The 26,431-nt window shown below is 70.9% G+C and carries 24 protein-coding genes and 1 pseudogene; 13 read left to right on the forward strand and 12 right to left on the reverse strand.

The genetic code is table 11. The features are described 5' to 3' along the window. Nucleotides 1–512: 512 nt before the first annotated feature. Complete coding sequence (locus tag LV75_RS03360; protein WP_253885131.1) at nt 513–947, reverse strand: hotdog fold thioesterase; 435 nt, start codon at nt 945–947, stop codon at nt 513–515. 43 nt (nt 948–990) lie between these two features. Here LV75_RS03360 and polA point away from each other — a divergent pair, with 43 nt between their 5' ends. The 5 genes and pseudogenes from polA to LV75_RS03380 all read left to right on the forward strand — a co-directional run bounded on the left by polA (nt 991) and on the right by LV75_RS03380 (nt 5,976). Continuing rightward, on the forward strand, nt 991–3,705 hold the full coding sequence (gene polA / locus LV75_RS03365; RefSeq protein ID WP_308210843.1) for a DNA polymerase I: 2,715 nt from the start codon (nt 991–993) through the stop codon (nt 3,703–3,705). A gap of 32 nt (nt 3,706–3,737) precedes the next feature. Beyond that, nucleotides 3,738–4,439, forward strand: a complete 702-nt coding sequence (locus LV75_RS03370; protein ID WP_253885132.1) for a DUF3592 domain-containing protein — start codon at nt 3,738–3,740, stop codon at nt 4,437–4,439. Next, on the forward strand, nt 4,432–4,989 hold the full coding sequence (locus LV75_RS03375) for a hypothetical protein (protein ID WP_253885133.1): 558 nt from the start codon (nt 4,432–4,434) through the stop codon (nt 4,987–4,989). Before LV75_RS03370 ends, LV75_RS03375 begins: the two co-directional genes overlap by 8 nt. 258 nt (nt 4,990–5,247) lie before the next feature. Further along, nucleotides 5,248–5,484 (forward strand): annotated as a pseudogene (locus LV75_RS35790) (hypothetical protein); the annotation flags it as partial. 21 nt (nt 5,485–5,505) lie between these two features. Then, entirely contained in the window at nt 5,506–5,976 is a 471-nt protein-coding gene (locus LV75_RS03380) for a Rossmann-fold NAD(P)-binding domain-containing protein (RefSeq protein WP_253885134.1), read from the forward strand. Between the two features lie 138 nt (nt 5,977–6,114). Here the strand turns inward: LV75_RS03380 and LV75_RS03385 are convergent, their stop codons facing one another. From LV75_RS03385 to LV75_RS03395, 3 genes are read right to left on the reverse strand one after another with little or no spacing between them, the layout of a single operon-like run. After that, entirely contained in the window at nt 6,115–6,696 is a 582-nt protein-coding gene (locus LV75_RS03385) for a TetR/AcrR family transcriptional regulator (RefSeq protein WP_253885135.1), read from the reverse strand. Next, nucleotides 6,693–8,672, reverse strand: a complete 1,980-nt coding sequence (locus LV75_RS03390) for a YhgE/Pip family protein (protein WP_253885136.1) — start codon at nt 8,670–8,672, stop codon at nt 6,693–6,695. The genes LV75_RS03385 and LV75_RS03390 overlap by 4 nt, the downstream gene beginning before the upstream one ends. After that, nucleotides 8,669–9,295: an ATP-binding cassette domain-containing protein gene (locus LV75_RS03395; RefSeq protein ID WP_253885137.1), complete on the reverse strand. Its 627-nt coding sequence runs from the start codon at nt 9,293–9,295 to the stop codon at nt 8,669–8,671. Before LV75_RS03395 ends, LV75_RS03390 begins: the two co-directional genes overlap by 4 nt. Before the next feature lie 130 nt (nt 9,296–9,425). Between LV75_RS03395 and LV75_RS03400 the strand changes: the two genes are divergently transcribed. Beyond that, nucleotides 9,426–9,716: a hypothetical protein gene (locus tag LV75_RS03400; protein WP_253885138.1), complete on the forward strand. Its 291-nt coding sequence runs from the start codon at nt 9,426–9,428 to the stop codon at nt 9,714–9,716. A 3-nt stretch (nt 9,717–9,719) separates the two neighbouring features. Here LV75_RS03400 and LV75_RS03405 read toward each other — a convergent pair whose 3' ends face one another. Beyond that, a complete protein-coding gene (locus LV75_RS03405) occupies nt 9,720–10,640 on the reverse strand; it encodes a GNAT family N-acetyltransferase (RefSeq protein WP_253885139.1) in 921 nt (306 codons plus the stop codon). Further along, a complete protein-coding gene (locus LV75_RS03410; protein WP_253885455.1) occupies nt 10,637–11,407 on the reverse strand; it encodes a class I SAM-dependent methyltransferase in 771 nt (256 codons plus the stop codon). Before LV75_RS03410 ends, LV75_RS03405 begins: the two co-directional genes overlap by 4 nt. Before the next feature lie 324 nt (nt 11,408–11,731). Between LV75_RS03410 and rpsA the strand changes: the two genes are divergently transcribed. Together rpsA and LV75_RS03420 are read left to right on the forward strand one after the other, a co-directional pair. Next, nucleotides 11,732–13,237 (forward strand): 30S ribosomal protein S1, encoded by a 1,506-nt coding sequence (gene rpsA, locus LV75_RS03415; RefSeq protein WP_253885140.1) that lies wholly within the window; start codon nt 11,732–11,734, stop codon nt 13,235–13,237. A 123-nt stretch (nt 13,238–13,360) separates the two neighbouring features. Further along, a complete protein-coding gene (locus LV75_RS03420; protein WP_253885141.1) occupies nt 13,361–13,927 on the forward strand; it encodes a hypothetical protein in 567 nt (188 codons plus the stop codon). On the opposite strand, the gene LV75_RS03425 is transcribed toward LV75_RS03420, so the two are convergent. Beyond that, the gene (locus tag LV75_RS03425) at nt 13,924–14,127 is read right to left on the reverse strand and encodes a hypothetical protein (protein WP_253885142.1); all 204 of its coding nucleotides are present in this window, start codon (nt 14,125–14,127) and stop codon (nt 13,924–13,926) included. The genes LV75_RS03420 and LV75_RS03425 overlap by 4 nt on opposite strands. Before the next feature lie 141 nt (nt 14,128–14,268). Here LV75_RS03425 and coaE point away from each other — a divergent pair, with 141 nt between their 5' ends. Further along, nucleotides 14,269–15,444, forward strand: a complete 1,176-nt coding sequence (coaE, locus tag LV75_RS03430) for a dephospho-CoA kinase (RefSeq protein WP_253885143.1) — start codon at nt 14,269–14,271, stop codon at nt 15,442–15,444. A gap of 91 nt (nt 15,445–15,535) precedes the next feature. Here the strand turns inward: coaE and LV75_RS03435 are convergent, their stop codons facing one another. Both LV75_RS03435 and LV75_RS03440 read right to left on the reverse strand, forming a co-directional pair. Continuing rightward, nucleotides 15,536–16,054, reverse strand: a complete 519-nt coding sequence (locus LV75_RS03435; protein WP_253885144.1) for a ribonuclease FAU-1 family protein — start codon at nt 16,052–16,054, stop codon at nt 15,536–15,538. A 144-nt stretch (nt 16,055–16,198) separates the two neighbouring features. Next, on the reverse strand, nt 16,199–16,780 hold the full coding sequence (locus tag LV75_RS03440; RefSeq protein WP_253885145.1) for a ribonuclease FAU-1 family protein: 582 nt from the start codon (nt 16,778–16,780) through the stop codon (nt 16,199–16,201). A gap of 128 nt (nt 16,781–16,908) precedes the next feature. Here LV75_RS03440 and LV75_RS03445 point away from each other — a divergent pair, with 128 nt between their 5' ends. Together LV75_RS03445 and uvrB are read left to right on the forward strand one after the other, a co-directional pair. Continuing rightward, nucleotides 16,909–18,054 carry a DUF5685 family protein gene (locus LV75_RS03445; RefSeq protein WP_253885456.1) on the forward strand — a complete coding sequence of 382 codons (1,146 nt, stop codon included), beginning with the start codon at nt 16,909–16,911 and terminating at the stop codon, nt 18,052–18,054. Nucleotides 18,055–18,196: 142 nt separating this feature from the next. After that, a complete protein-coding gene (gene uvrB / locus LV75_RS03450) occupies nt 18,197–20,371 on the forward strand; it encodes an excinuclease ABC subunit UvrB (RefSeq protein ID WP_308210844.1) in 2,175 nt (724 codons plus the stop codon). Between the two features lies 1 nt (nt 20,372). Here the strand turns inward: uvrB and LV75_RS03455 are convergent, their stop codons facing one another. Next, entirely contained in the window at nt 20,373–21,299 is a 927-nt protein-coding gene (locus tag LV75_RS03455) for a LysR family transcriptional regulator (RefSeq protein ID WP_253885146.1), read from the reverse strand. 121 nt (nt 21,300–21,420) lie between these two features. On the opposite strand from LV75_RS03455, the gene LV75_RS03460 reads away from it, so the two are divergent. Beyond that, nucleotides 21,421–22,605, forward strand: coding sequence for an MFS transporter (locus LV75_RS03460; RefSeq protein WP_253885147.1), 1,185 nt, complete (start codon nt 21,421–21,423; stop codon nt 22,603–22,605). A gap of 1,231 nt (nt 22,606–23,836) precedes the next feature. On the opposite strand, the gene LV75_RS03465 is transcribed toward LV75_RS03460, so the two are convergent. Both LV75_RS03465 and LV75_RS03470 read right to left on the reverse strand, forming a co-directional pair. After that, nucleotides 23,837–24,982, reverse strand: a complete 1,146-nt coding sequence (locus LV75_RS03465) for a type I restriction endonuclease (RefSeq protein ID WP_253885148.1) — start codon at nt 24,980–24,982, stop codon at nt 23,837–23,839. A 191-nt stretch (nt 24,983–25,173) separates the two neighbouring features. Continuing rightward, entirely contained in the window at nt 25,174–25,821 is a 648-nt protein-coding gene (locus LV75_RS03470; protein ID WP_253885149.1) for an FMN-dependent NADH-azoreductase, read from the reverse strand. An 88-nt stretch (nt 25,822–25,909) separates the two neighbouring features. On the opposite strand from LV75_RS03470, the gene LV75_RS03475 reads away from it, so the two are divergent. Beyond that, nucleotides 25,910–26,383: a MarR family winged helix-turn-helix transcriptional regulator gene (locus LV75_RS03475; protein WP_253885150.1), complete on the forward strand. Its 474-nt coding sequence runs from the start codon at nt 25,910–25,912 to the stop codon at nt 26,381–26,383. Nucleotides 26,384–26,431 lie beyond the last annotated feature (48 nt).

Below are 26,431 nucleotides of genomic sequence, written 5' to 3' on the forward strand. Positions count from 1 at the left end.
GCGCGTGGACTGTGGCTTGATGTGCCGATGTCTGACCGGTGGCCTGCCTTGGGATGGTTGACGTCGGCCTGGTTTGGGCGGGTGGCTTGCCGGTGGGTGGTCCGCCTGCGCTCCGGTCCAATCGGGACACGCGTCCGCTGCGACCTGGATCCGGACACCCGAGTTGATCACCCTCGCACGACTTGGCCCGCCAAGCCCCGTCTAGGCGACCTCCGGCGCGTTCCCGCAGGTCACAGCCCCCCGCTCGTCCAGATATTCACCCGTCCCAGCGACAAAAGTCATCCACATGTCGATCTTCACCGGCCTCGTTCAAGATCGACTGTCACCCCCACCCGGTAGACTGGCACCGGGGTCGCCCCCCGGAGAGGGTGGGGGCCGGGCTCGACTCGGTGGGCGCGCGCGAAGAGGAGGGCGGCGGGGTCGCCGGGAGGGCGGCAGGGCTGCCGAGGGGCGGGTAGGGGTGTAAGGCGCAGCGGGTGGGGCGTTCCCCGCGCGAGAGAACGGCTAAGAGGTCACGAAGGGTCGCCGGGGGCCTTTGCGATGATCACGCACGTAAGGCGCGCGGTGCAGGTTCGGCGGTCTTGGTCGTCGGTGATGACGATCTCGAAGGTCGAGGTGGTGCGGCCGATGTGCAGGGGGGTGCAGACCGCGGTGACCTGTCCGGTGCGGACGGCTCGGTGGTGGGTGCAGGAGAGTTCCAGGCCGACGGCCAGTTTGCCGGTGGGGGCGTTGAGGACGGCGGCGATCGAGCCGAGGGTTTCGGCCAGCACCGCGTTCGCGCCGCCGTGCAGGAGGCCGTAGGGCTGCAGGTTGCCCTTCACCGGCATGGTCCCGACGAGCCGGGTGGGGGTCCAGTCGGTGACGTCGATGCCCAGTTTGTCCGGCAGGAACTGGTCGGCCACCTCTGCGCGCAGCCCGGGCAGCTTGTCGCGGTCGATCCCGCTCATGGGTCCTCCGAAGGGTGTCGGTGCCCCACCCTAGACTCGGACCGTGCCTGCGAAGACTGAGACCCGTACCACCCCCCGGCTGCTGCTCATCGACGGCCACTCCATGGCGTACCGGGCGTTCTTCGCGCTGCCCAAGGAGAACTTCCAGACCGGCACCGGTCAGCACACCAACGCCGTCTACGGCTTCACCTCCATGCTGATCAACCTGCTGCGCGACGAGGCGCCCACCCACCTCGCGGTCTGCTTCGACGTCTCCCGCAAGACCTTCCGCACCGAGCACTACCCCGAGTACAAGGCGAACCGCAGCGCCAGCCCGGACGAGTTCAAGGGGCAGGTCAGCCTGATCGAGGACGTCCTCGCCACGCTGAACATCCCGAAGCTCGCCAAGGACAACTACGAGGCCGACGACCTCATCGCCACCCTCACCACCCAGGCGACCGCCGCCGGCTACCACGTGTCGATCTGCACCGGCGACCGCGACGCGCTGCAGCTGGTCACCGACGAGGTCACCGTGCTCTACCCGGTGAAGGGCGTCTCCGAGCTGGCCCGCTACACGCCCGCGCTGGTGCAGGACAAGTACGGGCTGACCCCGGCGCAGTACCCGGACTTCGCCGCGCTGCGCGGGGACCCCAGCGACAACCTGCCCAACATCAAGGGCGTCGGCGAGAAGACCATCACCAAGTGGATCCAGCAGTTCGGCTCGCTCGGCGAGCTGGTCGACCGGGTCGACGAGGTCAAGGGCAAGGCGGGGGAGTTGCTGCGGGCGAACCTGTCCAGCGTGCTGCTCAACCGGCAGCTCACCGAGCTGGTGCGCGACGTGCACCTCGAGGTCGCCCCCGAAGACCTCGAAGTGCGCGACTGGGACCGCGACGCGGTGCACCGGTTGTTCGACGAGCTGGAGTTCCGGGTGTTGCGGGACCGGCTGTTCGCGACCCTGTCGACCGCCGAGCCCGAGGCCGAGGAGGGCTTCGAGGTCAGCGGCGGCGCCGTCGCGGCGGGGGAGTTGCCCGGGTGGCTCGCTGAGCACGCGCCGCAGGGGACCCGGATCGGACTGTCCTTCCGCGAGACCGCGACCGGGGTGTCCGGCCAGGCCGTGGAACTGCGGTCGGTCGCGTTGGCCACGGCGGCGGGCGAGGGTGTCTACATCGACGTCACCACGCTCAGTGAGGACGACGAGAAGGCCTTCCGCGACTGGCTCGCCGACCCGGCCGCGCCCAAGCTCGCGCACGACGTCAAGCGCTCGCTGCACGCCGTGCGCCACCGGGGCTGGGTCGTCGGTGGCCTGATCACCGACACCGCACTCGCGGCGTACCTGGTCCGACCGGGCCAGCGCACCTTCAACCTCGACGACCTCGTCTTGCGCTACCTGCAGCGGGAACTGCGCGTCGAGGACGGCGACGGCGAGCAGCAGCTGTCCCTGCTCGACGACGAGGGCGAGGACGAGCGCAAGCTCGCCGCGGGGGAGATCCTGCGCGCCAGGGCCATCGCCGAGCTCGCCGACGCGCTGGACGAGGCGCTCGCCGAGACCGGGCAGGCGCCGCTGCTGGCCGACATGGAGCTGCCGCTGCTGCGGGTGCTCGCCGAGCTCGAGGCGGTCGGCATCGCGGTCGACACCGAGCGGCTGGACATCCTCGAGTCGCAGTTCGCCGCCCGGGTGCGCGACGCCGAGCGGGCCGCGTTCGACGTGATCGGCAAGGAGATCAACCTCGGGTCGCCCAAGCAGCTGCAGGTCGTGCTGTTCGACGAGCTGCAGATGCCCAAGACCAAGCGCACCAAGACCGGTTACACCACCGACGCCGAGGCGCTGACCACCCTCTACGAGCAGACCGAGCACCCGTTCCTGGCGCACATGCTCGAGCACCGGGACGCGACCAGGCTGCGGGTCACCGTCGAGGGCCTGATCAAGTCGGTGTCGGAGGACGGGCGCATCCACACCACGTTCAACCAGACCATCGCCGCCACCGGCCGGTTGTCCTCCACCGAGCCGAACCTGCAGAACATCCCGATCCGCACCGAGGCGGGCCGCACCATCCGCGACGCGTTCGTGGTCGGCGCCGACTCCGCCGAGCTGCTCACCGCGGACTACAGCCAGATCGAGATGCGGATCATGGCGCACCTGTCCGAGGACGCGGCGCTGATCGAGGCGTTCAACTCCGGGTTCGACTTCCACGCCGCCACCGCCGCCCGCGTGTTCAGCGTCGAGCCGACCGCGGTGTCGCAGGAGCAGCGCGCCAAGATCAAGGCGATGAACTACGGCCTGGCGTACGGGCTCTCCGCCTACGGCCTGTCGCAGCAGCTGCGGATCTCCACCGAGGAGGCCCGGGGGCTGATGGACGACTACTTCCAGGGCTTCGGCGGGGTCCGCGACTACCTGCACGAGGTCGTCGCCAAGGCGCGCAAGGACGGCTACACCGAGACCATCTTCGGTCGCCGCCGCTACCTGCCCGACCTCACCAGCGACAACCGCCAGCGCCGCGAGATGGCCGAGCGGATGGCGCTCAACGCCCCCATCCAGGGCAGCGCCGCCGACATCATCAAGGTCGCCATGCTCAACGTCCACCGCGAACTCGGCGCCGCGGACCTGCGCACCCGGATGCTGCTGCAGGTCCACGACGAACTCGTCCTCGAGGTCGCCGAGGGGGAGCGGGAGCGGGCCGAAACCCTGGTCCGGGCCCAGATGGCCGCCGCGTTCCACCTGCGCGTCCCGCTGGACGTGTCGGTCGGGTTCGGTCGATCCTGGAACCAGGCCGCGCACTAGTCCATGATCCTCCCAGTGGGCGGAGGGGACGCATGGACAGCCAACGGTCACTCGGCGCGGCGACGGCGACGGCCGCGGTGCGCCGGGCCCTCCTGCGGTCGGTGGCGCTGTTCGCCGCCGGGGTGCTGCTGTTCGCCGCTGCCGGGCTGACCGACAGCACCATCGAGGAGCGGCGGGCCAAACTGCTCACCGAGGGCGTCCGGGTGTCCGGTGTGGTGGTCGCCGTCGTGGACCGCACCCGGCACACCGCCGGGTCGATCGACGTCCGCTTCGCCGTGGACGGGCAGGACCGGGTCCGCACCCTCACCCTGCTGGTGCCCGACCCCCCGATCCGGGTCGACGACCCGATCACCCTCGCCTACGACCCCGCCGACCCCGAGCGTCTGGCGAGCGCGCGTGCGGGCACCGACCCGCCGTTGGCTCTGTCTGCGGCGCACCTCGGCACCACCATGGCCGCCGTCGGCCTCACCGCCGCCGGTGTCATCCTCATCGCCCGCTGGTGGCGCCGACTACTGGCCACCCGCCGCCACGGCTGGCGCCCCGGCACCGCGACCGCTGACGCTGCCCTGGTCCACGTCTGCCTGGACGTCGCCCCGCACAGCGAGGTCCGCATCGACACCGGCCGCTCCCGCACCCACAACGGCCGAGTCCTCCTCGGCGGCGCGGGCGGCGCAGTGGTCCTCGTCGGTGCCGACGGGCGGGTCGTGCCCGGTCGGGAGTTGGCCCGTGGCTGAGCGATCAGTGGCTGACCCGCACCGGGGGGTGACGGCCGAGGATGCGACAGCGGCGGTGCGCCGCGCACTACTGCGGTCGGCGCTCGCCCTCGTGGCCGGGGTCGTCTCCCTCGTCGTGTGCGCAGCCGTTGCCTCCATCGAGGACGCCGACGCGGTCGCCGCCGGTATCAGCCCCGCCGGGGTGGGTGGGGTGCCGGACGTGCTGTTCGCGGGTGCCGCGGCGCTCGCCGCCCTGGCGCTCTGGCTCGTCCCGACCAGGACTCTCCTGGTGCTCCGCTGGGCCCTGCGGCTGCGGTCGGTCCGCAAACACGGGTGGCGGCGCGGTCACGCCACCGCCACTCCCGGGGCACCCCGGCGCATCCGGGTCCACTCGGATTCCGACGAGGTCGATGATGTCGATGATGTCACCGTGCTGACCTGCCTCCTGTTGGGCGGGCGCGGCCCCACCCCACTGCGCAAGGGCCCGGTGCTGCTGGGCGGCTCCGGGCGCGCCGCGGTGATCATGTTCTGCTGGGGCGGGCGGGTGGAAGCCGGGCGGGAGGTGCGGTGACGCGGGGCGTCACCGGTTGGCGGGACCGCAGGGCGGCCCGGCTCGCGGCGGCACCGGATCCGGGTGCGTGGCTAGTCGGGCAGGCACGGCCGGTGGCCTGACTGTCCACATCGGAGGGTTGGGGTTCACCCGTTGCGGTGGCCTAGGCCAGCCGGGTGGACGTGTACCAGCGCCGGGATGTGCGGGCCGAGTTCACCGCGCCGAGTGGGGGGACGAGCAGGCCCTGGGACTTCGCGGTGGTCCGCGACCCGGTGACCGGGGCTCTACTCCGTGCGCCCGGCGATCCAGAACCTGTGGCCGGCCGCGACGGCGGAGAATTTGAGGATGGGGTGGGTTAGTTTTTACCAGGAGGACCACCTCCGGTCCCTCCTGGACTGCCCCGCGTCGGTGCGCCCGGTCGAGCGGCTCCAGGAGGTGCCGGATCGGGAACGACACGGCTGGCGGAGCGAGCAGGTCACCTGGTCGAGCGCTACACCCGGGGACAGCACCGCCTGACACGGAGAGGCGGCGTGGCGGATGAGAACGGCATTGGTACTGGGCGGGAGCGGCATGCTCACCGGGTGCGCGGAACGACTAGTGGCCAACGGTTGGCACGTAGTGCTGCCGTGCAGGCACTACGCCCCATTGGCTGCCGATCACCACAGTGGCTGCGGTAGGGCTACCTGGGTGGAGGTCGACTGGTCCAAGCCCCAGCTCTTGGCGACTCGAACCGCCCGCATCCTTGACCACCCCGCCGAGCTCCTCATCACCTGGCTCCCCGACGACACCCTTGACCCTGCCCTTCGTGCGGTAGAGCCACTTCTCGCCCCAGGTGCCCCAGTCGTCGAGGCCCACGACCGTCCATCCACAACGGCGCTACCCGACCACCCCACCCAGCACGTCGTGCTAAGCCCCATCGGCTACGCCGGACGCACCCGCAGGCCGTCGAGCGCGGAGATCACCGAGGGCATCCTGCGCGCCACCCGTCGCGCTCTTATCAGCCACTGACCCGGCGGCCGCACTACAGACCCAATCGCCCGCACAGACCCAGTCACCCGCACAGACCCAGTCACCCGCACAGACCCAGTCACCCGCACAGACCCAGTTGCCCGCACTGACCCGATCGCCCGCCGGGTGGGCGCGTGCTCACCCGGCGCGCAGGCCGCGGACCAGCGTCAGCACCGAGTCGCGCACCTGCACCGCCGTGCGCTCCGGGGTGAACACCTGCCAGTCCAGGGTCACCACCAGCACCGTGCCGAACAGCGCCGCCGACGCCGTCGCCACCTCGACCCCCGCGGGCAGTTCGCCCGCCTCCGCCAGCCGCTCCAGGTGGCCGCGGATGATCGAGGTGACCTCCGCGCGCAGCAGCGCCAACGTCTCCCGCCACTGGCCCGGCGTCCGCCACAGCTCGCTCACCAGCAGCTGCGCGAAGGTCGGGTACTCGGCGAAGAACCCGACCATCCCGTCGATCAGCGCCGTCAGCGTGTCCGGCGCCGGGCCTGCCGCCGCGCGCAGCCGGGCCGCGAGCAGGTCGACCCCGTAGCGCAGCAGGGCGTCGATCAGGCCGTCCTTGCTGCCGAAGTTGTAGTAGACCGTCCCCTTCGCGACGCCTGCCTCGGCGGCGATCTCGTCCACGGTCAACCCGACCATGCCCCGGGTACCGGCCAACCGCAGCGTCGCGTCGAACAGCTTGCGCTTCGTTGCGCCGGTCCGCGCTGGCCTGGTCACAAAACCAGCTCCGGCTTCAGCCGCGCCGGGGTCCAAACCCGCTGCCTGCGCGCGGCGAGGGTCGACACCACGAGTCCTCCGATCAGGTAGGCCAGCAGCACCCCCACGTCCACACCGATGCTGCCCGCGGCGCCACCGTAGAGCAGGTGCCGCAGCCCGTCGACGACGTACCCCATCGGCAGCACCTGGTGCAGCGGGATCAGCGCGTCCGGCAGCGTCTGCCACGGGAACGTCCCACCCGCGCTGATCAGCTGCAAGATCAGCACCACCAGCGCGACGAACTTGCCGACCGGGCCCAGCGCCGCGTTCAGCGCGTGCACCACCGAGACGAACGTCAGCGACGTCAGCATCAGGAAACCGAGCGTGGCGACCGGGCGCGCGGGGTCGATGCCGATCACCGTGGTCACCACGGTGAACATCAGCACCACCTGGGCCACCCCGAGCGCGGCGGGGGTCAGCCAGCCCGCCAGCGCCGTGCGCACCGCCGAGTGGCCCGCGGCCAGCGCGCGCGCCGACAGCGGCCGGACCAGCAGGAACAGCACGAACGCGCCGATCCACATGGCGAGGCCGAGGAAGAACGGGGCGAGCCCGGCGCCGTAGCTGCCCGCGCTGTTCTCGCCGACGGTGTGCACCGACACCGGGTCGCCGATGGTCTTGGCCGTGGCGTCGCGGGTCGCGTCGTCCGGGTGCGGGATCTGGCCGAGCCCGGCGGTCAGCCCGTCGCGCAGCTGGACCGAGCCGTCCGACAGCGACTTGGTGCCCGCGGCCAACTGGTCGACACCGGTCACCGCCTTGCCCTCGCCGTCGCGCAACGCCACCGCGCCGTCGCGCAGCTTGGCCGTGCCCGCCGCCAGTTCGCGGCCGCCCCCGGCGGCGTCGGAGATCCCGCCCGCGAGCGCGGGCGCCGCGCCAGCCAACGCCTCGGCCCCGTCGGCGACCTGGTCGGCGCCGGTCGCCAGCGCCCGCAGCTGCCCGCTCGCGGACTTCACCTGCGTGTTCGCCTGCTCGACCGGGGTGCGCAGGCTCCGCAGCTGCGCCAGCACCTGGTCGACGTCGGCCGCGGGCAGCCCCGCGTCGCGCAGCTTCGCCTCGATCGCGGTGTCGAGCTCGTCGAGGTGGTCCACCGCCTTCTGCGCCGCGCCGGACAGGTTCTCCGCCGTGCGCGCCACCTGGTCGTCCCCGGTCGCGACCTTGCGCGCGCCGGTGGCCAACTCCGTCGCCTGCGCGGGCAGGTCCTTCGTCTTGGCCTGCAACGTGTCCAGCCCGGTCGACAGCTTCTTCGCGCCGGTGGCCGCCGTGGTCGCGCCGTCGGCGAGCCGGGTCGCGCCGTCGGCCAGTTCGCGCTGCCCGGACGCCAGTTGGGTCGCGCCCGAGTTGGCCTGGGCGGCGCCGTCGGCCAACCGCGCGGCGCCGTCGGCCGCCTGCTGGGTGCGCTCGTAGACGGTGCCGAACCCGACGAGGAACTTCTCCGCCGCCTGCGTGCCCACCGACGCCGCCACCGACTCGCGCACCGCGCTGACCACCCGGTCGGCGATCGTGCCGACGAGGTAGTTGTTGGCGTCGTTGGTGGTCACCGTGATCATCCCCTGGCGGGGCGCGAAGTCCGAGGAGGACGCCAGCGACGCGGAGAAGTCTTCCGGCAGGGTGATCGAGAACGTGTACTCGCCGGTGCGGACCCCGTCCTCGGCGGCCTTGCCGTCCACCTCGCGCCAGTCGAACTTGCCGGACGCCTTCAACTCGTCGGCGACCTTGCGACCCGCGTCGACCCGACTGCCGTCCGCCTGTACCAGCCCCTTATCGCTCACCACCAGTGCCGCCGGGATCTTGTCCAACCGGTTGTACGGGTCGGCGTTGGCATAGAGGTACAGCGAGCCGTAGAGGAGCGGAACCAGTACTAGCGCCAAGACAGCCAACTTCGGCAAGGTGCCCGAGCTGACCCGGCGCAGCTCATTGCGGGCGAGGCGGAAGACGCTCACAGGGTCGACTCCAAGGGGGCGGGCTGATCCGACTCGCCGAGCCGGGCGGGGTTGATGGGCAGGCGCAGCGCGGTGGAGGTACCGCAGAGCACGACGACGGCGCGGCCATCGCGCGCTTGCGCCATCGCGGTCGGCAACCAGTCGGCGGGATTGCTGGAGTGCCGGTCGGGGGTGTCGAGCACCAGCAGTTCGGCGCCGGGCCGCAGGGCCGCGAGCCTGGTCAGCAGCGCGACCCTGGCCGCGCCGGGGACGTCCTCGAACCGCGTCCCGGCCGCCAGGCCGTGTTCGGCGAGCAGCTCCGCGGTCGTCGCCCGGCGGCCGCGGGCGCCCGCCAGCGCCAACTCCTCGGCGATCACGTCGGCGACCCGCAGGTTCGGTTCCGGCGCGGTCACCTCGGGGGCGTCGACCAGCACCGCGTGCGCGCGCAGTTCACCCGCCGATGGGGTGACAGATCCTGCCGACGGGGTGATCCGCCCGGTCAGCGCCAGGCCGAACGCGGTATGCCCGGCATTGGGTTCGCCCGCGACCACCGCCAGCTCGCCCGGTCGCACCCGCAGCGAGGTCGGCTCCAGCAGCCGCCCGTGCGCGCCGGTGACCACGACGTGGTCCGCGTGGACCTCCATGACGCCTCCTTTGAACTGACCAGTCAGTTCAAATAGTGCGCCCGCGCGGGCCGGACCGCAACCGGGTAGTGGGTGATCCCGGCTACCCGATCGGGGGAACCGACCAGCGAACCGGACCATCCGAGCCCGCGTGACAAGACAGCTCAAACTGCTCGTCGCGGGCCTGGCCTGCGCGCTCGTCCCGTACCTGTTCTTCGTGGGCATCTCCCAGACGAAGAAGGTCAACGGCCAAGTGGTCGTCGAGGAATCGCTCAACATCGGTGGGGTCATCGCGGGCATCGCGGCCATCGCCATCGCCTGGGCCATGGCGATGAAGTGGGAGACCGAGGCCGACAAGGCGCCGCACTGGCGGATCGCCGCCGCCGTGATCGCCCTGCTCGGTGCCGCGCAGATCGTGATCAGCCTCGACCTGATCGGCTGAGCCTCAGCGCACCGCGCCCGCGGGCCGGGTCTCCCACACCGTCCACAGGGGCCGATAGCCCTGCCGCGCCCAGAACACCGGGGACACCGGGTTGGGCGGGTTGTAATAGAGGAACGAACCGACGGTGCCCGGCCCTAGCAGCGCGGCGTGGGCAACGTCCATCAACGCCCGACCCACCCCGGTACCGCGCGCGGACGGCAGCACCGACAGGCAGTTCACATAGCCCCAGCGGCCGTGCTTCACCCGCGTCTCCGCCCAAGAACCCGGCGTCGAGCTCGTGTGCCAGCCCTCGACGTGCCCGACCGGGACCCCGTCGACCTCGGCGATCCACACCGGGTCGCCCTGGGCGAGGTGGCGGCGCAGCGTCTCCCGCTTGATGTTCGCCGCCCCCGGCCGCAGCACCGCGCCGCCCACCAGCGACGAGTACGCCACCTCGGCCATCGCGGAGACCACCAGCGCGTCCAGGTCGGCCGCGGTCGCCCGCCGGACCACCGCCCCGGCGGGCTCCCCGCCCGGCCGAGCCCCGCCGGTCCGCACGGCGAGCACGGCCAGCGGGACGAACCCGTGCGCGAGCAGCGCCGCCGTCGCCTCGACGTCGCGGCTCGGCCAGGTCACCACGCACGCCGAGTCCCGACCGGGGGACACCCGCGCCACGATCGAGGGCCACCGCCGCAGCAGCGCGTCGACACCGGGGCCACCCGCCGCCCCGACCAGCGGGTGCAACTCCCACACCTGCGCCGCCGACCACAGCGTCTGCGGCGTGCCCGGGTCGGCCGAGGTCTTCGTGATCACCCCGGCCACCCGCTCGCCGTCGGCCAGCGCCGCGGTGATCACCTCGCCCGGCGGCGGGTCGACGGCCGCGGGCAGCAGCGGGTCGAGCGCGGCGAAGCGGGCGGACTGCGCGCGCACCAGCGGGGCGGTCACCGGCGGCAGCGGAAGATCGCGGTCCCCGGGAAGAGTTCACCGCGCAACGGGCTCCACTGGCCCCACTGCTGCGTGTGCCCCTCCGGCCACTCCGGCTCCACCAGGTCGAACAGCTCGAACCCGGCCGCGCCCAGCGCCCGCACGTAGTCGCCCAGCGTGCGGTGGTGCTCGACGTAGGTGGGCACCCCGTCGGCGTCGACCTCCACGTAGGGGGTGCGGTCGAAGTACGACCCGGTCACCAGCAGCCCGTTCGGGCCGGGGTCGTCGGGGAAGATCCACCGCATCGGGTGGGTGACCGCGAAGGTCCACGTGCCGCCCGGCCGCAGCACCCGCGCGACCTCGGTGAACACCGCCTGGACGTCGGCGACGAAGGGCACCGCGCCGAAGGCCGAGCACGCCAGGTCGAACGTGCCGGACCCGAACGGCAGCCGCTCGGCGTTGGCCCGCACCAGCGGCACCCGCGTCCCGGTCGCGGTGTTGGCGGCCGCGGCGTAGCGCAGCATCCCGCTCGACAGGTCCAGGCCGACGACCCGGGCGCCCTGGTCGGCCAGCCAGCGCGCGCACGGCGCCGACCCGCAGCCGATCTCCAGCACGTCCTTGCCCACGACCGGCCCGAGCAGGCCCGCCTCCGCCTCGCGCACCCGCTCCGGGCACCACATGAAGTCGCTGACCCCGAGGAACTCGCCGTGCTCGCGGTGGTAGTCGTCGGCGTCGGCGTCCCACCAGGCGATGTTCGCCGCCACCGACTCGGCCGACCCCACGCTCATCCGCGCAACGCCGGTGGTACCCAGTGCCCGCTCCGCGCTGGTCTCGCTCGCCACCAGGCCATCCTGCCGTGCGCGGGTGCGGGGCGGCAGGAGGGTACCCCGGGTTTGCCCGGCTCTCCGGGGGCCGCGTAGGATACATCCGCGCGGTGGTAACGCGCTGCCCCGGGTTTCCGACCGCTGGGAAGCCCTGGCGGGAATGGTCCGGGGTGGCGCGGTGTTGGCGGTGTTCGTTCCTGTTCTCCGGGTGCCCGTCGGCGGCACGATCCCGCGGCGCCCCAAGAACTGAACCCAGCGACCCCAATCCGTACCGGAGCCACCTACCTAATGTCCACCGACACCACCATTGTCCCGGCTGCAGCAGCGCCGAAGCAGCAGGTCGCCATCAACGACATCGGGACGGAGGAGGAGTTCCTCGCCGCGATCGACGCGACGATCAAGTACTTCAACGACGGTGACATCGTTGAGGGCACGATCGTCAAGGTCGACCGGGACGAGGTCCTGCTCGACATCGGCTACAAGACCGAGGGCGTCATCCCCTCGCGCGAGCTGTCGATCAAGCACGATGTCGACCCCGCCGACGTGGTCAGCGTCGGTGACGAGGTCGAGGCCCTCGTCCTCCAGAAGGAGGACAAGGAGGGCCGCCTGATCCTGTCCAAGAAGCGCGCTCAGTACGAGCGGGCTTGGGGCACGATCGAGGCACTCAAGGAGTCGGACGAGCCGGTCAAGGGCACGGTCATCGAGGTCGTCAAGGGTGGTCTCATCCTCGACATCGGTCTTCGCGGCTTCCTCCCCGCCTCGCTGGTGGAGATGCGCCGCGTGCGCGACCTGCAGCCGTACGTGGGCCGCGAGCTCGAGGCGAAGATCATAGAGCTGGACAAGAACCGCAACAACGTCGTGCTCTCGCGGCGTGCGTGGCTGGAGCAGACCCAGTCCGAGGTGCGCAGCGAGTTCCTCAACCAGCTGCAGAAGGGCCAGGTCCGCAAGGGCGTCGTGTCCTCGATCGTCAACTTCGGTGCCTTCGTGGACCTCGGTGGCGTCGACGGCCTGGTGCACGTCTCGGAGCTGTCCTGGAAGCACATCGACCACCCCTCCGAGGTGGTCGAGGTCGGCCAGGAGGTCACCGTCGAGGTCCTCGACGTCGACATGGAGCGCGAGCGCGTCTCCCTGTCGCTGAAGGCGACCCAGGAAGACCCGTGGCGCCAGTTCGCCCGCACCCACGCGATCGGTCAGATCGTGCCGGGCAAGGTCACGAAGCTGGTTCCGTTCGGTGCGTTCGTCCGCGTGGACGAGGGCATCGAGGGCCTGGTCCACATCTCCGAGCTGGCCGAGCGCCACGTGGAGATCCCGGAGCAGGTCGTGCAGGTCGGCAACGACGTCATGGTCAAGGTCATCGACATCGACCTGGAGCGCCGCCGCATCTCGCTGTCGCTCAAGCAGGCGAACGAGGGCTTCACGACCGAGACCGAGTTCGACCCGACCCAGTACGGCATGGCCGCCGAGTACGACCCCGAGGGCAACTACATCTACCCCGAGGGCTTCGACCCGGACACCCAGGAGTGGCAGGAAGGCTTCGAGAAGCAGCGCGAGGAGTGGGAGCGCCAGTACGCCGACGCGCACGCCCGCTACGAGCAGCACATGAAGCAGATCGCCAAGGCAGCGGAGGCCGACGCGGCCGCCGAGGCCGAGGGTGTCATCGCGGCCGCCACCGGCGGCGGCGAGCAGAACTACTCCTCCACCGGCGGCGGTGAGAAGCCCGCCCAGAGCGGCGGCACCCTCGCCTCCGACGAGCAGCTCGCGGCACTGCGCGAGAAGCTCTCCGGCGGCGTGTGAGCTAGCTGAAGTCCTCGAGAGCCCCGCACCTGTTCCAGGTGCGGGGCTCTCGGCTTTCTCAGCAGGCCCGCCCCCGGTGAGCTCCCACTTTCGCGGCGCCGCAACGCGGTCTACCGTCAGCCGATGCGGATCCTGCTGGTGTCCCTGGTCTTGAGCCTGGCGGCCTGCACGTCCGCGCCGCCCACCACCCCCAGGGCCCCCGAGATCCCGCAGTTCTCCACCACGACCCCCAAGCCGCGCGCCGAGCGCACCCTGCCCGATTCCTGCGCGAAGGTCCTCACCCGCGAGGACCTCGACGCCACCGTCGCCACTGTCATCACCGGGCGCACCGAGGTCGTGGCCGGGGTCGCGCTGCCCAAGATCGGGCGGACCGGCCGGATCGACTGCTACTACGGCATCCCGCAGGGGCAGCCGACGACCGCCGCGGTGCTCACCGTGGGGATGGCCGCCTACACCGACAGCGCGTCAGCGGCGCAGCGGATCCAGGACACCGTCAACACCGAGCGGGACAACGGGATCGCGCCCCGGGAGATCCAGGTGGGGCTGGACAAGGGGTTCCTGCTCGACGGCGCGACCCGCACGGTGGTCGTCGCGCACGGGAAGATCACCGTGGCGGTGAGCGTCAAGCCCGAGCTCGCCACGGGGGAGCAGGTCGCCGCGTTGGCCGACCTGGCGCTCACCGCGCGCTAAGCGGTCCGGACCTGCGGCGCCCACGCCCGCTCCACCGCGGCCGCGGCGGCCCGGCGGCGGAGTCCGGCGAGGCTGTGCCGGGCGGGGGCCGCGAGCATCGACCACCACGAGCGGTGCACGGGCACGGTGACGTGCTCGGTGCAGTGCACCAGGCCCGGCGTGCCGAGCCGGTGCCGTCCCCGGCGTCTCGTGTCGCGCATTGGTTCCTCCGCTTGGGTGATCGCCCTGGCGACACCGTAGCCGGCGGGGGTGGCAAAACCGGGCAACCGACCGGCGTGTCCGCGCCCACTCCTGTCACCAGTTCACCCGCCAACCACTCGGTGGTGGAAGAATCCCACCCCATGCTGCGCGTCGGCCTCACCGGTGGGATCGGGTCCGGGAAATCCACCGTGGCGGCCAGGCTGGCCGACCACGGCGCTGTCGTCGTCGACTCCGACCGGGTCGCCAGGGAGGTCGTCGCCCCGGGCACCCCGGGCCTCGCCGCGGTCGCGGCGGAGTTCGGCGCGGACGTCCTGACCGCCGACGGCGCGCTGGACCGGCCCAAGCTGGCGGGCATCGTGTTCAGCGACGACGCCGCGCGCCAGCGGCTCAACGCGATCGTGCACCCCCTGGTCCGCGACCGCGCCACCGAACTCGTCACCGCCGCTCCACCGGACGCGGTCGTCGTGCAGGACGTGCCGCTGCTGGTGGAGAACGGCATGGGCGCGCTCTACCACCTGGTGATCGTGGTGGACACCCCGGTCGAGGTGCGGGTGCGCAGGCTGGTCGAGCACCGCGGTCTTGCCGAGTCGGACGCCCGGGCCCGGATCGCCGCGCAGGCCGACGACGACGCCCGCCGCGCGGCCGCGGACATCTGGCTGTCCAACGCGGGGACCCCCGATCAGACCAGGGCCGCTGTTGACGCGTTGTGGGCTGAGCGCCTAGCGCCCTACGAGACCAACCTGCGCGAGCGCCGACACGCCGACCGGGGCGCGCCGCGGATCCTCGACCACGACCTGACCTGGCCCGCGCAGGCGCAACGGCTGCTCGCCCGGCTCCGCCTCGCCGTCGGCGGTGCCGCGCTGCGGGTCGACCACGTGGGCTCCACCTCGGTCCCCGGGCTGGCCGCCAAGGACGTTCTCGACTTCCAGGTCGTCGTCGCGACCCTCGACGACGGCCTCGACGAACCCCTGGCCGCGGCCGGGTTCCCGCGCCTGCCCGGGTTCGACCTCGACTCCCCGCACCCGCCCGGCGGGCCCGCGACCGCCAAGCGCACGCACGTCGCCGCCGACCCGGGCCGGTGGGCCAACGTCCACGTCCGGGCCCAGGACTCGCCCTTCGCCGGGTACTCCTTGCTGTTCCCGGCGTGGTTGCGCGCCGACGGGTCCGCGCGCGCGGAGTACGAGCAGCTCAAGCGCGGACTGGCGTCGAGCCACAGCGACGTCCCGGCCTACGCCGAGGCGAAGGAATCGTGGTTCGACCAGGCGATCCCGCGGGCCGAGGCGTGGGCGGCGGCCACCGGCTGGACCGCGGACTGAGGACCGGCTCGACAGCGCGCCCCGACGCCCAGAACCAGAACAGTGCTCGGCGGCTAGGGCAGTGCCCGGTGCCTAAGACGGTGTCCGGCGCCTAGAACGGGGGCCAGACCTCGAACACGTGCTTGTAGGCCAGCCACGACGACAGGTCGTGCCGGAACCGGCTGAGCTCCTCGAGGGTCTGGTGCACCGTGCACAGCGCCAGGTCCGCGTCGCCGACCCGCAGCACCCGGCCCGCGACCGCGGCGGCGAACTCCTCCGAGCGCACGATCCGCGCGGTCGTCCCGCCCGGCGCGGCCAGGCCGAGCAGCAGGTCGGTGGTCCGCCAGGTCCGGCCGTCGCGCAGCACCCGGACCGCGGTGAGCACGCTGGGGCTGCCCTTGGCGTGCCGCGAGCGCGGTTTGCTCTGGGTGAGCCGCAGGTTCAGGTGCGGCAGCAGCCAGGTCACCTCGGCGTCGGAGAACGGGTCCTCCGGGGTCGGGCACTCCATGCGCAGGCCCCAGCGCTCGACCTGGCAGGTGCGGAGGGTCCGGGTCATCCCGGAGGAGTAGCTGCGAACCGCGGTGACCGTGTCGACAACGTCGACCAGCTGCGGGGTGATGGCCGTGCCCACGCGGCCAGAGCGTAGTCGGGAACGTGCGTTCCGTGACTACCGGGGTCGATTCGTTATGTCACAGATCGTGTGCGCTCAGCTATCGGTTGGGCGATATTTCGTCGCGCGGCGTCCCGGACTGTTGACGCAGCGTCGCGTTGGCCACTATCGGGTCTGCCACGGCGCGGGGATGCCCGCCCCGGCGAGCCAGCCGTCCACGTGGTGCCCGGTCTCGGCGATCCCGGCCACCACGGCGTACCCGCGCGCCATCGCCCGCTCGGCCGTGTCCAGGTCGAGCAGCCCGGCCCGCACCGCGGCGAGCAGCTCGTCGCAGTCCTCCACCCGGGTGTCGCGGCCGGTGCGCACCAGCACGTCCAGGTAGAGGTCGACGGTGCGCCACACCCGGCCGTCGCGGGTGATGTCGACGACGTCGAGGTAGAAGTCGTGGCCGAGGTCCACCCCCGGCGCGGGGCGCCACTTCGACACCCGCAGACCGGCCGCGGGCAGCAGCAGCGACTCGAAGTGCGCGATCCTCGGGTGCCCGTCGACCGGGCGCGACATGTAGAGGCCGTGGCGGCTCTCGCGGAACACCTCGACCGCGCGGACGAACCCCTTCGGGTCCGTGTTGGTCATCGCGACCGGGTCGAACAGCTCCACCTTGGGCGGGTGGACCTCGTGGGCGGTGTCGTCCCGACGGGACGGTGGGATGGGCAGATCACCGAGGACCGGTTCGGCGTGTGCGCGCATGCCGCCATCGTGCCCACGACCCCCGGGCGAAGCCCAGACCTTTCGAAGGATTTTTGCCCCCCGTACGGGTGAATGAGCGCTAGGCTCCCGCCCCGATCGGTCGTGGGAGTTCGTGGAGGTCAGTGAGCGTGTTCGGAATCCTTCGGCCCTGTCGGCACCGCTTGTCGCCGACCCTGCGCACTTCGTGGATGGCCCACCTTTGTGGACTGTGCCTCGCGCTGCGCGACGACCACGGGCACCTCGCGCGCACGGTCACCAACTACGACGGGCTCGTCGTGTCCGCCTTGGTCGAGGCGCAGTCACCCAGCGTCGGCGGGCGCCGGGTCGCGGGGCCGTGCCCGTTGCGCGGGATGCGCCCGGCGCCGGTCGCCGAGGGCGCGGGCGCCCGGTTGGCCGCCGCGGTGTCGCTGGTGCTCGCGTCGGCGAAGATGCGCGACCACGTCGACGACGGTGACGGCGCGTTCCGCCGTGCCCCGGTCGCCGGGGTCGCCCGCCGGGTCGCCACCCGCTGGGCCGCGCAGGGCGCGGCGACGGGGGAGCGGATCGGGTTCTCCACCGCCGTGCTGCTCGACGCCGTCGGCAGGCAGGGCGAGCTGGAGTCTGGCCTGGTCGCCGGGTCGTCGGTGCTGCTGGCGACCGAGCCGACCGAGACGGCGACGGCCGCCGCGTTCGCGCACACCGCAGTGCTCACCGGGCGACCGGGCAACGCGGCGCCGCTGGCCGAGGCCGGGCGGATGTTCGGGCGCGTCGCGCACCTGCTCGACGCCGTCGAGGACCGCGACACCGACGCCGAGACCGGGGCGTGGAACCCGCTGACGGCCACCGGTACGGGCCTGGCCGAGGCGCGGCGGCTGTGCGATGACGCCGTGCTCGGGGTCCGGCTGGCTCTACGCGAAGCAGAGTTCGACGACCAGAAGTTGGTGCACGCCCTTCTTGTGCACGAACTGGACGCCGCCGTGCACCGCACCTTCGGTCACCTTGAAGCCAGCCAACAGCCCGGGCACGTGCCGTTGACGCCAACGTCGCCGAAGCACCGCCACGGGCCTAACGACCCCCAAGGGCCGAAGTGGGGTAAGAGGCGGTCCACGATCCCGGGCTGCGGCGTGGCGCTGGTGCTGTGCTGCACCTGCCAGTACTGCTGTGCCGACCCGTACCACGACCCGTGGACCGGGGAGCCCAAGTCGGGGTGGTGCACCAACTGTGACTGCGGTGGCTGCGACTGCTGCAACTGTGACGGCTGTTGCTGTGACGGGTGCTGCTGCGACTGCAACTGACCGAGCCAGCTCCGCGGCGAACCGTGTCTTCGCCGCGGAGAAGGTTCGCTCGCCCAGCCGGGCACGATGCCGGGCGGGGACGAGGGGGTGGGTGGCGGGAGGAATAGCCAGAGTGTCGGGGTGCGGGCGTACTGTCGTTCCCGTGGCTTTCGCGACCGAGAAATCCCAGCAGAACGCACCGGTGCTCGCCCACTCCGAGCACCGGCCAGTCAGCGACATCCCGCGCTCGGGCGGGAAGTTCCGGATGGCCGCGCCCTACCAGCCCGCCGGTGACCAGCCCGCCGCCATCGACGAGCTGGAGCGGCGGATCACCGCGGGCGAGCAGGACGTGGTGCTGCTCGGCGCGACCGGTACCGGCAAGTCGGCCACCACGGCGTGGCTGGTCGAGCGGGTGCAGCGGCCGACGCTGGTGATGGCGCCGAACAAGACGCTGGCCGCGCAGCTGGCCAACGAGCTGCGGGAGTTCTTCCCGGACAACGCGGTCGAGTACTTCGTCAGCTACTACGACTACTACCAGCCCGAGGCGTACATCCCGCAGACCGACACCTACATCGAGAAGGACTCCTCGATCAACGACGACGTCGAGCGGCTGCGGCACTCGGCGACGATGAGCCTGCTGTCGCGCCGCGACGTGATCGTGGTCGCCTCGGTGTCGTGCATCTACGGCCTGGGCACCCCGCAGTCCTACCTGGACCGCTCGATCGGGCTGACCGTCGGCGGCGAGGTCGAGCGCGACACGTTCCTGCGCGCCCTGGTCGACGTGCAGTACAACCGCAACGACATCGCCTTCGCCCGCGGCACCTTCCGGGTCCGCGGCGACACGGTGGAGATCATCCCGGCGTACGAGGAGCTGGCCATCCGGGTCGAGTTCTTCGGCGACGAGATCGACAAGCTGTACTACCTGCACCCGCTCACCGGTGACATCGTCCGCGAGTGCGAGGAGCTGCGGATCTTCCCGGCGACGCACTACGTGGCCGGTCCGGAGCGGATGGAGCGCGCGATCGGCGGCATCGAGCAGGAGCTCGAGGAGCGGCTCGCCGAGCTCGAGCGCCAGGGCAAGCTGCTGGAGGCCCAGCGGCTGCGCATGCGCACCAGCTACGACATCGAGATGATGCGCCAGGTCGGGTTCTGCTCGGGCATCGAGAACTACTCCCGCCACGTCGACGGCCGCGCCGCGGGCACCGCGCCCGCCACCCTGATCGACTACTTCCCGGACGACTTCCTGCTGGTCATCGACGAGTCGCACGTGACGGTCCCGCAGATCGGCGGCATGTACGAGGGCGACATGTCCCGCAAGCGCAACCTGGTCGAGCACGGCTTCCGGCTGCCGAGCGCGGTGGACAACCGGCCGCTGACCTGGGAGGAGTTCACCCAGCGGATCGGCCAGACGGTGTACCTGTCGGCGACGCCCGGCCCGTACGAGATCGGCCAGGCCGCTGGCGAGTTCGTCGAGCAGGTCATCCGCCCGACCGGCCTGATCGACCCGGAGGTCGTGGTCAAGCCGACCGAGGGGCAGATCGACGACCTGGTGCACGAGATTCGGGTGCGCGCCGAGCGCGACGAACGGGTGCTGGTCACCACGCTGACCAAGAAGATGTCCGAGGACCTCACCGACTACCTGCTGGAGCTGGGCATCCGGGTGCGCTACCTGCACTCCGAGGTGGACACCCTGCGCCGCATCGAGCTGCTGCGCCAACTGCGCTCCGGCGAGTACGACGTGCTGATCGGCATCAACCTGCTGCGCGAGGGCCTCGACCTGCCCGAGGTGTCCCTGGTGGCGATCCTCGACGCGGACAAGGAGGGCTTCCTGCGCAGCGGCACCTCGCTGATCCAGACCATTGGCCGCGCCGCGCGCAACGTCTCCGGCGAGGTCCACATGTACGCCGACAAGATCACCGACTCGATGCGGCACGCCATCGACGAGACCAACCGCAGGCGCGCCAAGCAGGTCGCCTACAACACCGAGCGCGGCATCGACCCGCAGCCGTTGCGCAAGAAGATCGCCGACATCCTCGACCGCGTCTACACCGAGGCCGAGGAGACCGACACCGTCCCCATCGGCGGCTCCGGCCGCAACACCTCCCGGGGCAAGCGCGCCACCGGCGAGGCGGGCTCCGGCAAGTCCGCGGGCCTGGTCGCCGACCGCGACGTCAAGTCCATGCCGCGCGCGGAATTGGCCGACCTGGTGCAGCAGCTCACCGACCAGATGATGAACGCGGCTCGGGACCTGCAGTTCGAACTGGCCGCCCGGCTGCGCGACGAGATCCACGACCTCAAACGGGAACTGCGGGGGATGGACGCCGCGGGCATCCGCTGACTCAGCGCGCCCAGCCCGGTGCCCAGGTGCCCTCGGTCGCCGTCGTCCGGTACCGGGCTTGGAGGTGCTCGAGCAGGTCGGCGAGCAGGGGGTGCGGGTTGTCGGCCCGCCAGATGACCGACAGCGGGTAGACCGGGGTCGGGTCGGTGACCGGGATCCGGCGCAGGTCGTAGCTCTCCGGCCAGAGGTAGCGCGAACCCTCGCCGACGAGCATGGCGAGCTGGGCGGAGTCCGCGATCTCGGCGAGCAGCGCCTCGATGCCGAACATCGGCCCGACCGTGTCGATGGTGAGCCCGAACGCCTTCGCCAGGTCCTCGTAGTAGCCCACCGGCTCGGCGTCGGACATGCCGGGCATCCAAACGGGATGGTCGGCGAGCTCGGCGGGTGTCACGGTCGCGGCGTCCGCCAACGGGTGCCGTGGTCCGATCAGCAGTTGGTGCCGGTCATCGATGACCCGCGCCGAGCGGAGTCCACTGGGGACTTCGACGGTCCGCAGTGACCGGAAAGTGGCGTCCAGGGTGCCCGCGTTGACCTCCGCCAGCGCCGTCGCGGCGTCGGCGTTGGTCAGCGCCACGACGTGGAGCTCGATGCCGGGGCGCTGCTGGTAGAACGCGTGCAAGACGTTCGACGGCGCGATCCTGCGGCTGACGACATCGATCCGCAACGCCCTGCGCCCCGGCGTCACCGCCGTCTTGACGCGTTCGGCGGCGCGCAGGAGTTCGCGCGCGTGTGGCAACAACGCCTGCCCGTCGACGGTCAGCCGGACACCCCGGGCGATCCGCGCGAACAGCTGCACCCCGAGCTCCCGCTCCAGCGCGGCCACCCGCTTCGAGGCCGCCTGCTGGGTGATCTCCAGGTCGTCCGCGGCCGCCTGGAACTGCCCGCTCCCGGCAACGGCGACGAAGGTGCGAACCGCGTCCAGATCCACGGCCAGAACCTACGCCCACAACTCCCGGTTGTGACACGCCGCTCGCCCCGTTGTTGGTGCTGTCCCCTGGCCACCGGTTTGACTCCACCGACTTCGTTCATCGACGAGTGGGAGCCGCTGGGTGTTAGGCCGCTCATTCGGTTGGCTGTGGGCCGCGTACGCCGTCAGCGCCTACGGCACCGGCCTCAGCTTCGGCGCCTTCTCGTTCGTCGCCATCACCGTGCTCAACGCCACCTCCGCCGAGGTGGCGACCCTGTCGTCCGCAGGCCTGGTGATCGGAGCCCTCTTGGCGGTCCCTTTGGGCCCCTGGATGGAAAGCCGCGCCAAGCGCCCCGTCATGATCGCCATGGACCTGACCCGCTTCGCGGCCCTCTCGTCCATCCCCCTCGCCTACGCCCTGGACGCCCTCTCCTACCCCCACCTCCTGCTGATCTCCGTCGTCACCGCGGCGGCCAAGATCGCCTCCTCCGCCGCCAGCGGCGCGCACCTCAGAACCCTTGTCCCGCCGGACAAACTCCTGCTGGCCACCAGCCGCCTCGAGTCCACTACCTGGTCAGCCACCACAATCGCCCCACCCCTCGGCGGCGCCGCCGTCAGCCTCTTAGGCCCAGTGATCACGGTTGCCTTGGACGCCGCGAGCTATCTCCTCTCCGCCCTCGGCATCGCCGCGATCAAAGCCCCCGAACCCCCGAAAACCCCCACCCGCCAGCGCACCAACCTCATCGAGGGCTGGCGCTACCTCATCACCCACCGCCAGCTCCGCCGGTACTTCCTCAACGCGGTCCTGGTCAACGCCCTGATCATGGCCACCGAACCCCTACTGGCCGTCCTGATGCTCTCCCACCTGAACTTCCCCGCCTGGCAATACGCCCTAGCCCTCGCCACCCCTTGCCTCGGCGGCCTACTAGGTTCCCGCCTAGCCCCCCGCCTGACTTCCCGCTACGGCCAACAAGCGGTCCTCCGAGCCTCCGGAATCGCCCGTAGCTGTTGGCCCCTGTGCCTCGCCTTCGTCCAGCCAGGCATCCCAGGCCTGGCAATAGTGATCGCCACCCAACTAGCCCTGATCGTCTCCATAAGCATCTTCACCCCCACCCTCTCGGCCTACCGCCTGACCAACACCACCCCCACCCACCACACCCGCCTCCTCACGGCTTGGGCCATCACCAGCGCTATAGCCACCGCCGCAACCACTGTGCTGTGGGGCTTCCTGGCGGAACTCACCACCCCGCGCACCGCCATCGCCCTAGCCGGAGCCCTGCTCTTAGCCACGCCCCTTCTCTTGCCGCGTCACAACACCCCTGACTAACCGCACCCCTCCCTCACCCCCGTCAATCCTCGCCTCCCATGCACTGCCGACCACCGATTGCCCAAGCTCGCGCCACCACCCACCTGCCCCGACTTGAACCGCCTGGCTAGCCCCGGACACCCAGACCCGACGGTGTCAGCCCAGCTGCCGTCAGGCCTGCCCCAGTCCACCGGGTACACCTGGACACTCGGAAGCCGCCGCTGGCCAACCCGGCTGCCCTCAGGTTCGACCCAAGTCACCAACCCAGTCCATGGACACCCAGCCCCAGCGGCGCCAACCACCCTACGCAAGATCATCTGTCGCAAGAGCCCCCGATATACAGCCTATTGAGGAAGACCGACAGAACCGGGGCAGCGATCAGGGCCTGTGGACAACAGAACACGTTGTGGACAACCACCCGCCAGCCCAGTCCCCGGACACGCGGACCCAGCGGTGCCAACCTGCCCCCCGTCAGGACCGGCCCCGACCCACAGTGCCAGCTCCTGGACACTCGGACCAGCCGGTGCCATCCCAGCCCGCTCTCGCCAGTCCTGCCAACCCAGCACCTGGACACTCGGACCCAGCGGTGCCAACCCGCACCCCGTCAGGTCCGCCCCAGCCCACCTTCCCAGCACCTGGACAGTCGGACTCGCTGGTGCCAACTGCTCGATGGGGTGGACCTGTTTTGTGTGGGGGGACGACACCCGTAGCGTCGCCTCGCGGCAGGGCCAGTCTTTTCGGCCCCTGCTGTGCGGTCCTGCCACGGGTGTCGTAGGGGCCCCGCACAAAACAGGTCCACCGCATCGAGCAAAGCTCGAAAATCGCGGATCGGGCCCGATGTTGCCGCCAGGCAACGAGGCGTCCGAACCGGGTCGCCGAGGTCGCCGCCAGGCGACGAGGCCGACCCCATCCCTTGCCCCGCACCCCCAGCAACGGCTCACGCCAAGATCAACCTGATCGAAGGCCCCCGAATACACAGCTTACCGAGACGCACCGACAAACCGGCAGCACCAAGCAAGGCCCTGTGGACAGCCAGAACCGTTGTGGACAACCAGCCACCCCCGCAAGATCAACTCAACCAAAAGCCCCCGATATACAGCTTACCGAGGCAGACCGACACAACGGGAGCAGCAAGCAGCAGCCTGTGGACAACCAAACCCGTTGTGGACAAACAGAACCGTCGTGGAAAGCCGCCCTGCATGCAACCGGCGCAGCAGAAGCGGCTCACCACAACAAGGGGTCAACAGTCCACTTACTCCGCGACCGCAGGCACCAACACTTCGCCAGCGGGGCTCGGGATCGCCACGCCATCCCTGTACCGCGCCACCGTTGCCCGCAGTCGGTCCGCGTACTGGTAGATGTCCTCCACCCGTTCCAACGCGTACCGCGTCTCCACCTTGTTCTCGTCGAACACCCCGAGGTACTTCTTCGTCCGGTTGAACCACAGCCGCGCGATCGGTTTGCGGTTGTTGTCGTCCAGCAGCACCCCGAAGTAGGTCTTGGTGTCCCGTGCGACCACTCGGTTGCTGGCGACCTCACCGCACACGATCGCCCGCACCACCCGGAACCCTTCGAGCTCCTCCTCGGTCGTGACCAGGTCCGACTCGCCCGCGGCCGGGGCCTCGGCCTCGACCGCGGTGGGTGCGGGCTCGACCGCGTTCGACACGCTGACGAACGAGTCCGGGCCGCCCAGGGCGCTCTTGAGGCGGTCGTTGACCTGTTCGTTGAGGAACTGCCGCATGGCCTTGTCGACGAGGGTGGTGAACTGTTCGCGCACCTTCTGGGTGAACGACCCGTCGTAGACCTTGGTCGTGAAGTAGCGGACCCAGGTCTCGGAGGGTTCCCGGAATTCCGTGGCCAAGACGCGCTTGATCTGGCCGATGTACTTGAGCTCCCCGGCGGCGCTGATCACCGAGTCCAGGTCGAACGACTCCTTGCTCAGCTTGGCCAGCTCCGGCAGGAGCGTGGTGTCGACGTCGCTGAAGTCCAGGACCAGGAAGGGTTTCGCGTCCATCCGGTTCGGCGCGTCGAGGTCGGTGTAGAACTGGTAGACCTCGCCGTTGGTGAGGATGGCGATCCTTGCGTTGGTCACCGAGAAGTAGCGGAACAGCTGGGAGGCGTGCTCCACGCGCAGCGGGTCGTTGACCTTCTTGGCCTCGACCAGGACCTGCACCTGTCCGTTGTGGACGAGGGCGTAGTCGATCTTCTCGCCCTTCTTCGTCCCCACGTCGGCGGTGAACTCCGGGATGACCTCGGCCGGGTTGAACACGTCATAGCCGAGCACCAGGCTGATGAACGGCATCACGAAGGCGTTCTTCGTCGCTTCCTCGGTCTCGATCGACGCCTTGTGCTTGCGGATCTTCAGTGCCAACGCTTGCGCCCGCTCGGCGATGTCCATGGTCGAAAAGCCTTCCGCTCGTGTGCGTTCGGGGTCCGTCCCGACACGGACGGTTGCCCTATTTCACTGTGCGGAGAGTCGGGGGTCGGTATCGGTGCGTTACCGGCGTGTCCGAGTCGTGATGTTGTTCTTGTAGTCCTCTATGGAGGGTCGTAGGGCGGCGGCTCGTTGTCGCCGCCCCGGGGCAGTGGTCAGACGGGGAGTTTGGTGGCGAAGGCTCGGCCTGTGGTGGCGGCCAGGTCGTGGGCGGCGGTCGCGGACTCCTGCGCCAAGGGGATCAGTTCGGCCATCGACGGGACTGTGGTGGCGAGGGTTAGTTCGGCTGCCACGAAGGTCACCTCGGCGCCGAGGACGTCTTGGAAGATTCGGATTAGCCAGGGGGTGGCGTGGTCCCAGCCCTCGCGCGGCGTGCCTGCTCCGTAGCCGCCGCCGCGGGCGATGATGAGGGCGGCTTGCTTGCCCACCAGGGGTTGGGTTCCCGGGGCGAAGCGGGGGTCGGTGATCAGCAGGTCGATCCACGCCTTCAGGTGCTGGGAGATCCCGAAGTTGTACAGCGACGTCGCGATGACCAGGGAGTCGGCGGCGGCTACCTCGTCGGCGATGGTGCTCGCGAGGGACAGGGCGCCGAGGTGGGTCGGGGTCCGCTGGTCGGCGGGGGTGGTCGCGGCGGCGAGCGAGTCGGTCCAGGCCGTGGGGGGCAGTTCGTCGGCCACCAGGTCCCGGCGGGTGACGGTGCCGTTCGGGTGGGCGGCCAGCCAGTTCTCGGTGACCGTGTCGGCGACGGCGCGGCTGACCGAGCCTGCCACGCGGATGCTGCTGTCGAGGCGGAACAGGTTCACGAGATTCCTCCGGAAGGCAGATCGTCTGTACTGCAGACTATCTTGCCCGCAGAGTGACTCTGCTGTCCATCCCCCTCGGTACGATGCGATGGTGAGCACACCCGCCGTCGAGTCCGATCTGGGATGGGCGCTGGGCGTGGTCTTCCGCGGCTACGTGCGCGCCGCCGAGGGGGTGCTCGCCGATCTGCCCGGTGGGCCGCGCGGCTACCAGGTCCTCACCAGCGCCACCGCGGGCGAGGCGTGCAGCCAGCAGACCCTGGCCCACCGCCTCGGCCTGGACAAGACCGTGATGACCTACCTGATCGACGACCTCGAGCGCTCCGGCCTGGTCGAACGCCGCCCGGACCCCGCCGACCGGCGCGCGCGCCTGCTCTCGGCCACCGACGTGGGCAAGGCCCGCCTCGCCGAGACCACCGAGTCCCTCCGCGGCGTCGAGGAGCAGGTCCTGGCCCCGCTGGCCGCCCCCGAACGCGACCTCCTGCGCGACCTCCTGCGCAAACTCGCCACCCGCCAGGACAACCCCGTGGATCCCTGCGCGGAAGCCGAGCCCAGACCCTGCTAGTGGCGCGCCTCGGAACTTCGCCACCAGGGCGGCCGTCACCGCCAGCAC

Source organism: Actinokineospora diospyrosa, from assembly GCF_024171925.1.
Lineage (GTDB): Bacteria > Actinomycetota > Actinomycetes > Mycobacteriales > Pseudonocardiaceae > Actinokineospora > Actinokineospora diospyrosa.

What these genes read in the sequence shown, in the direction of transcription:
- LV75_RS03475 (WP_253885150.1), top strand. Translation starts at nt 25,910, where the DNA reads ATGGTGAGCACACCCGCCGTCGAGTCCGATCTGGGATGGGCGCTGGGC.
- LV75_RS03440 (WP_253885145.1), bottom strand. Translation starts at nt 16,780, where the DNA reads ATGCGCGCACACGCCGAACCGGTCCTCGGTGATCTGCCCATCCCACCG.
- LV75_RS03360 (WP_253885131.1), bottom strand. Translation starts at nt 947, where the DNA reads ATGAGCGGGATCGACCGCGACAAGCTGCCCGGGCTGCGCGCAGAGGTG.
- LV75_RS03395 (WP_253885137.1), bottom strand. Translation starts at nt 9,295, where the DNA reads ATGGAGGTCCACGCGGACCACGTCGTGGTCACCGGCGCGCACGGGCGG.
- LV75_RS03425 (WP_253885142.1), bottom strand. Translation starts at nt 14,127, where the DNA reads ATGCGCGACACGAGACGCCGGGGACGGCACCGGCTCGGCACGCCGGGC.
- LV75_RS03410 (WP_253885455.1), bottom strand. Translation starts at nt 11,407, where the DNA reads ATGAGCGTGGGGTCGGCCGAGTCGGTGGCGGCGAACATCGCCTGGTGG.
- LV75_RS03420 (WP_253885141.1), top strand. Translation starts at nt 13,361, where the DNA reads ATGCGGATCCTGCTGGTGTCCCTGGTCTTGAGCCTGGCGGCCTGCACG.
- coaE (WP_253885143.1), top strand. Translation starts at nt 14,269, where the DNA reads ATGCTGCGCGTCGGCCTCACCGGTGGGATCGGGTCCGGGAAATCCACC.
- rpsA (WP_253885140.1), top strand. Translation starts at nt 11,732, where the DNA reads ATGTCCACCGACACCACCATTGTCCCGGCTGCAGCAGCGCCGAAGCAG.
- LV75_RS03380 (WP_253885134.1), top strand. Translation starts at nt 5,506, where the DNA reads ATGAGAACGGCATTGGTACTGGGCGGGAGCGGCATGCTCACCGGGTGC.
- LV75_RS03370 (WP_253885132.1), top strand. Translation starts at nt 3,738, where the DNA reads ATGGACAGCCAACGGTCACTCGGCGCGGCGACGGCGACGGCCGCGGTG.
- LV75_RS03465 (WP_253885148.1), bottom strand. Translation starts at nt 24,982, where the DNA reads ATGGACATCGCCGAGCGGGCGCAAGCGTTGGCACTGAAGATCCGCAAG.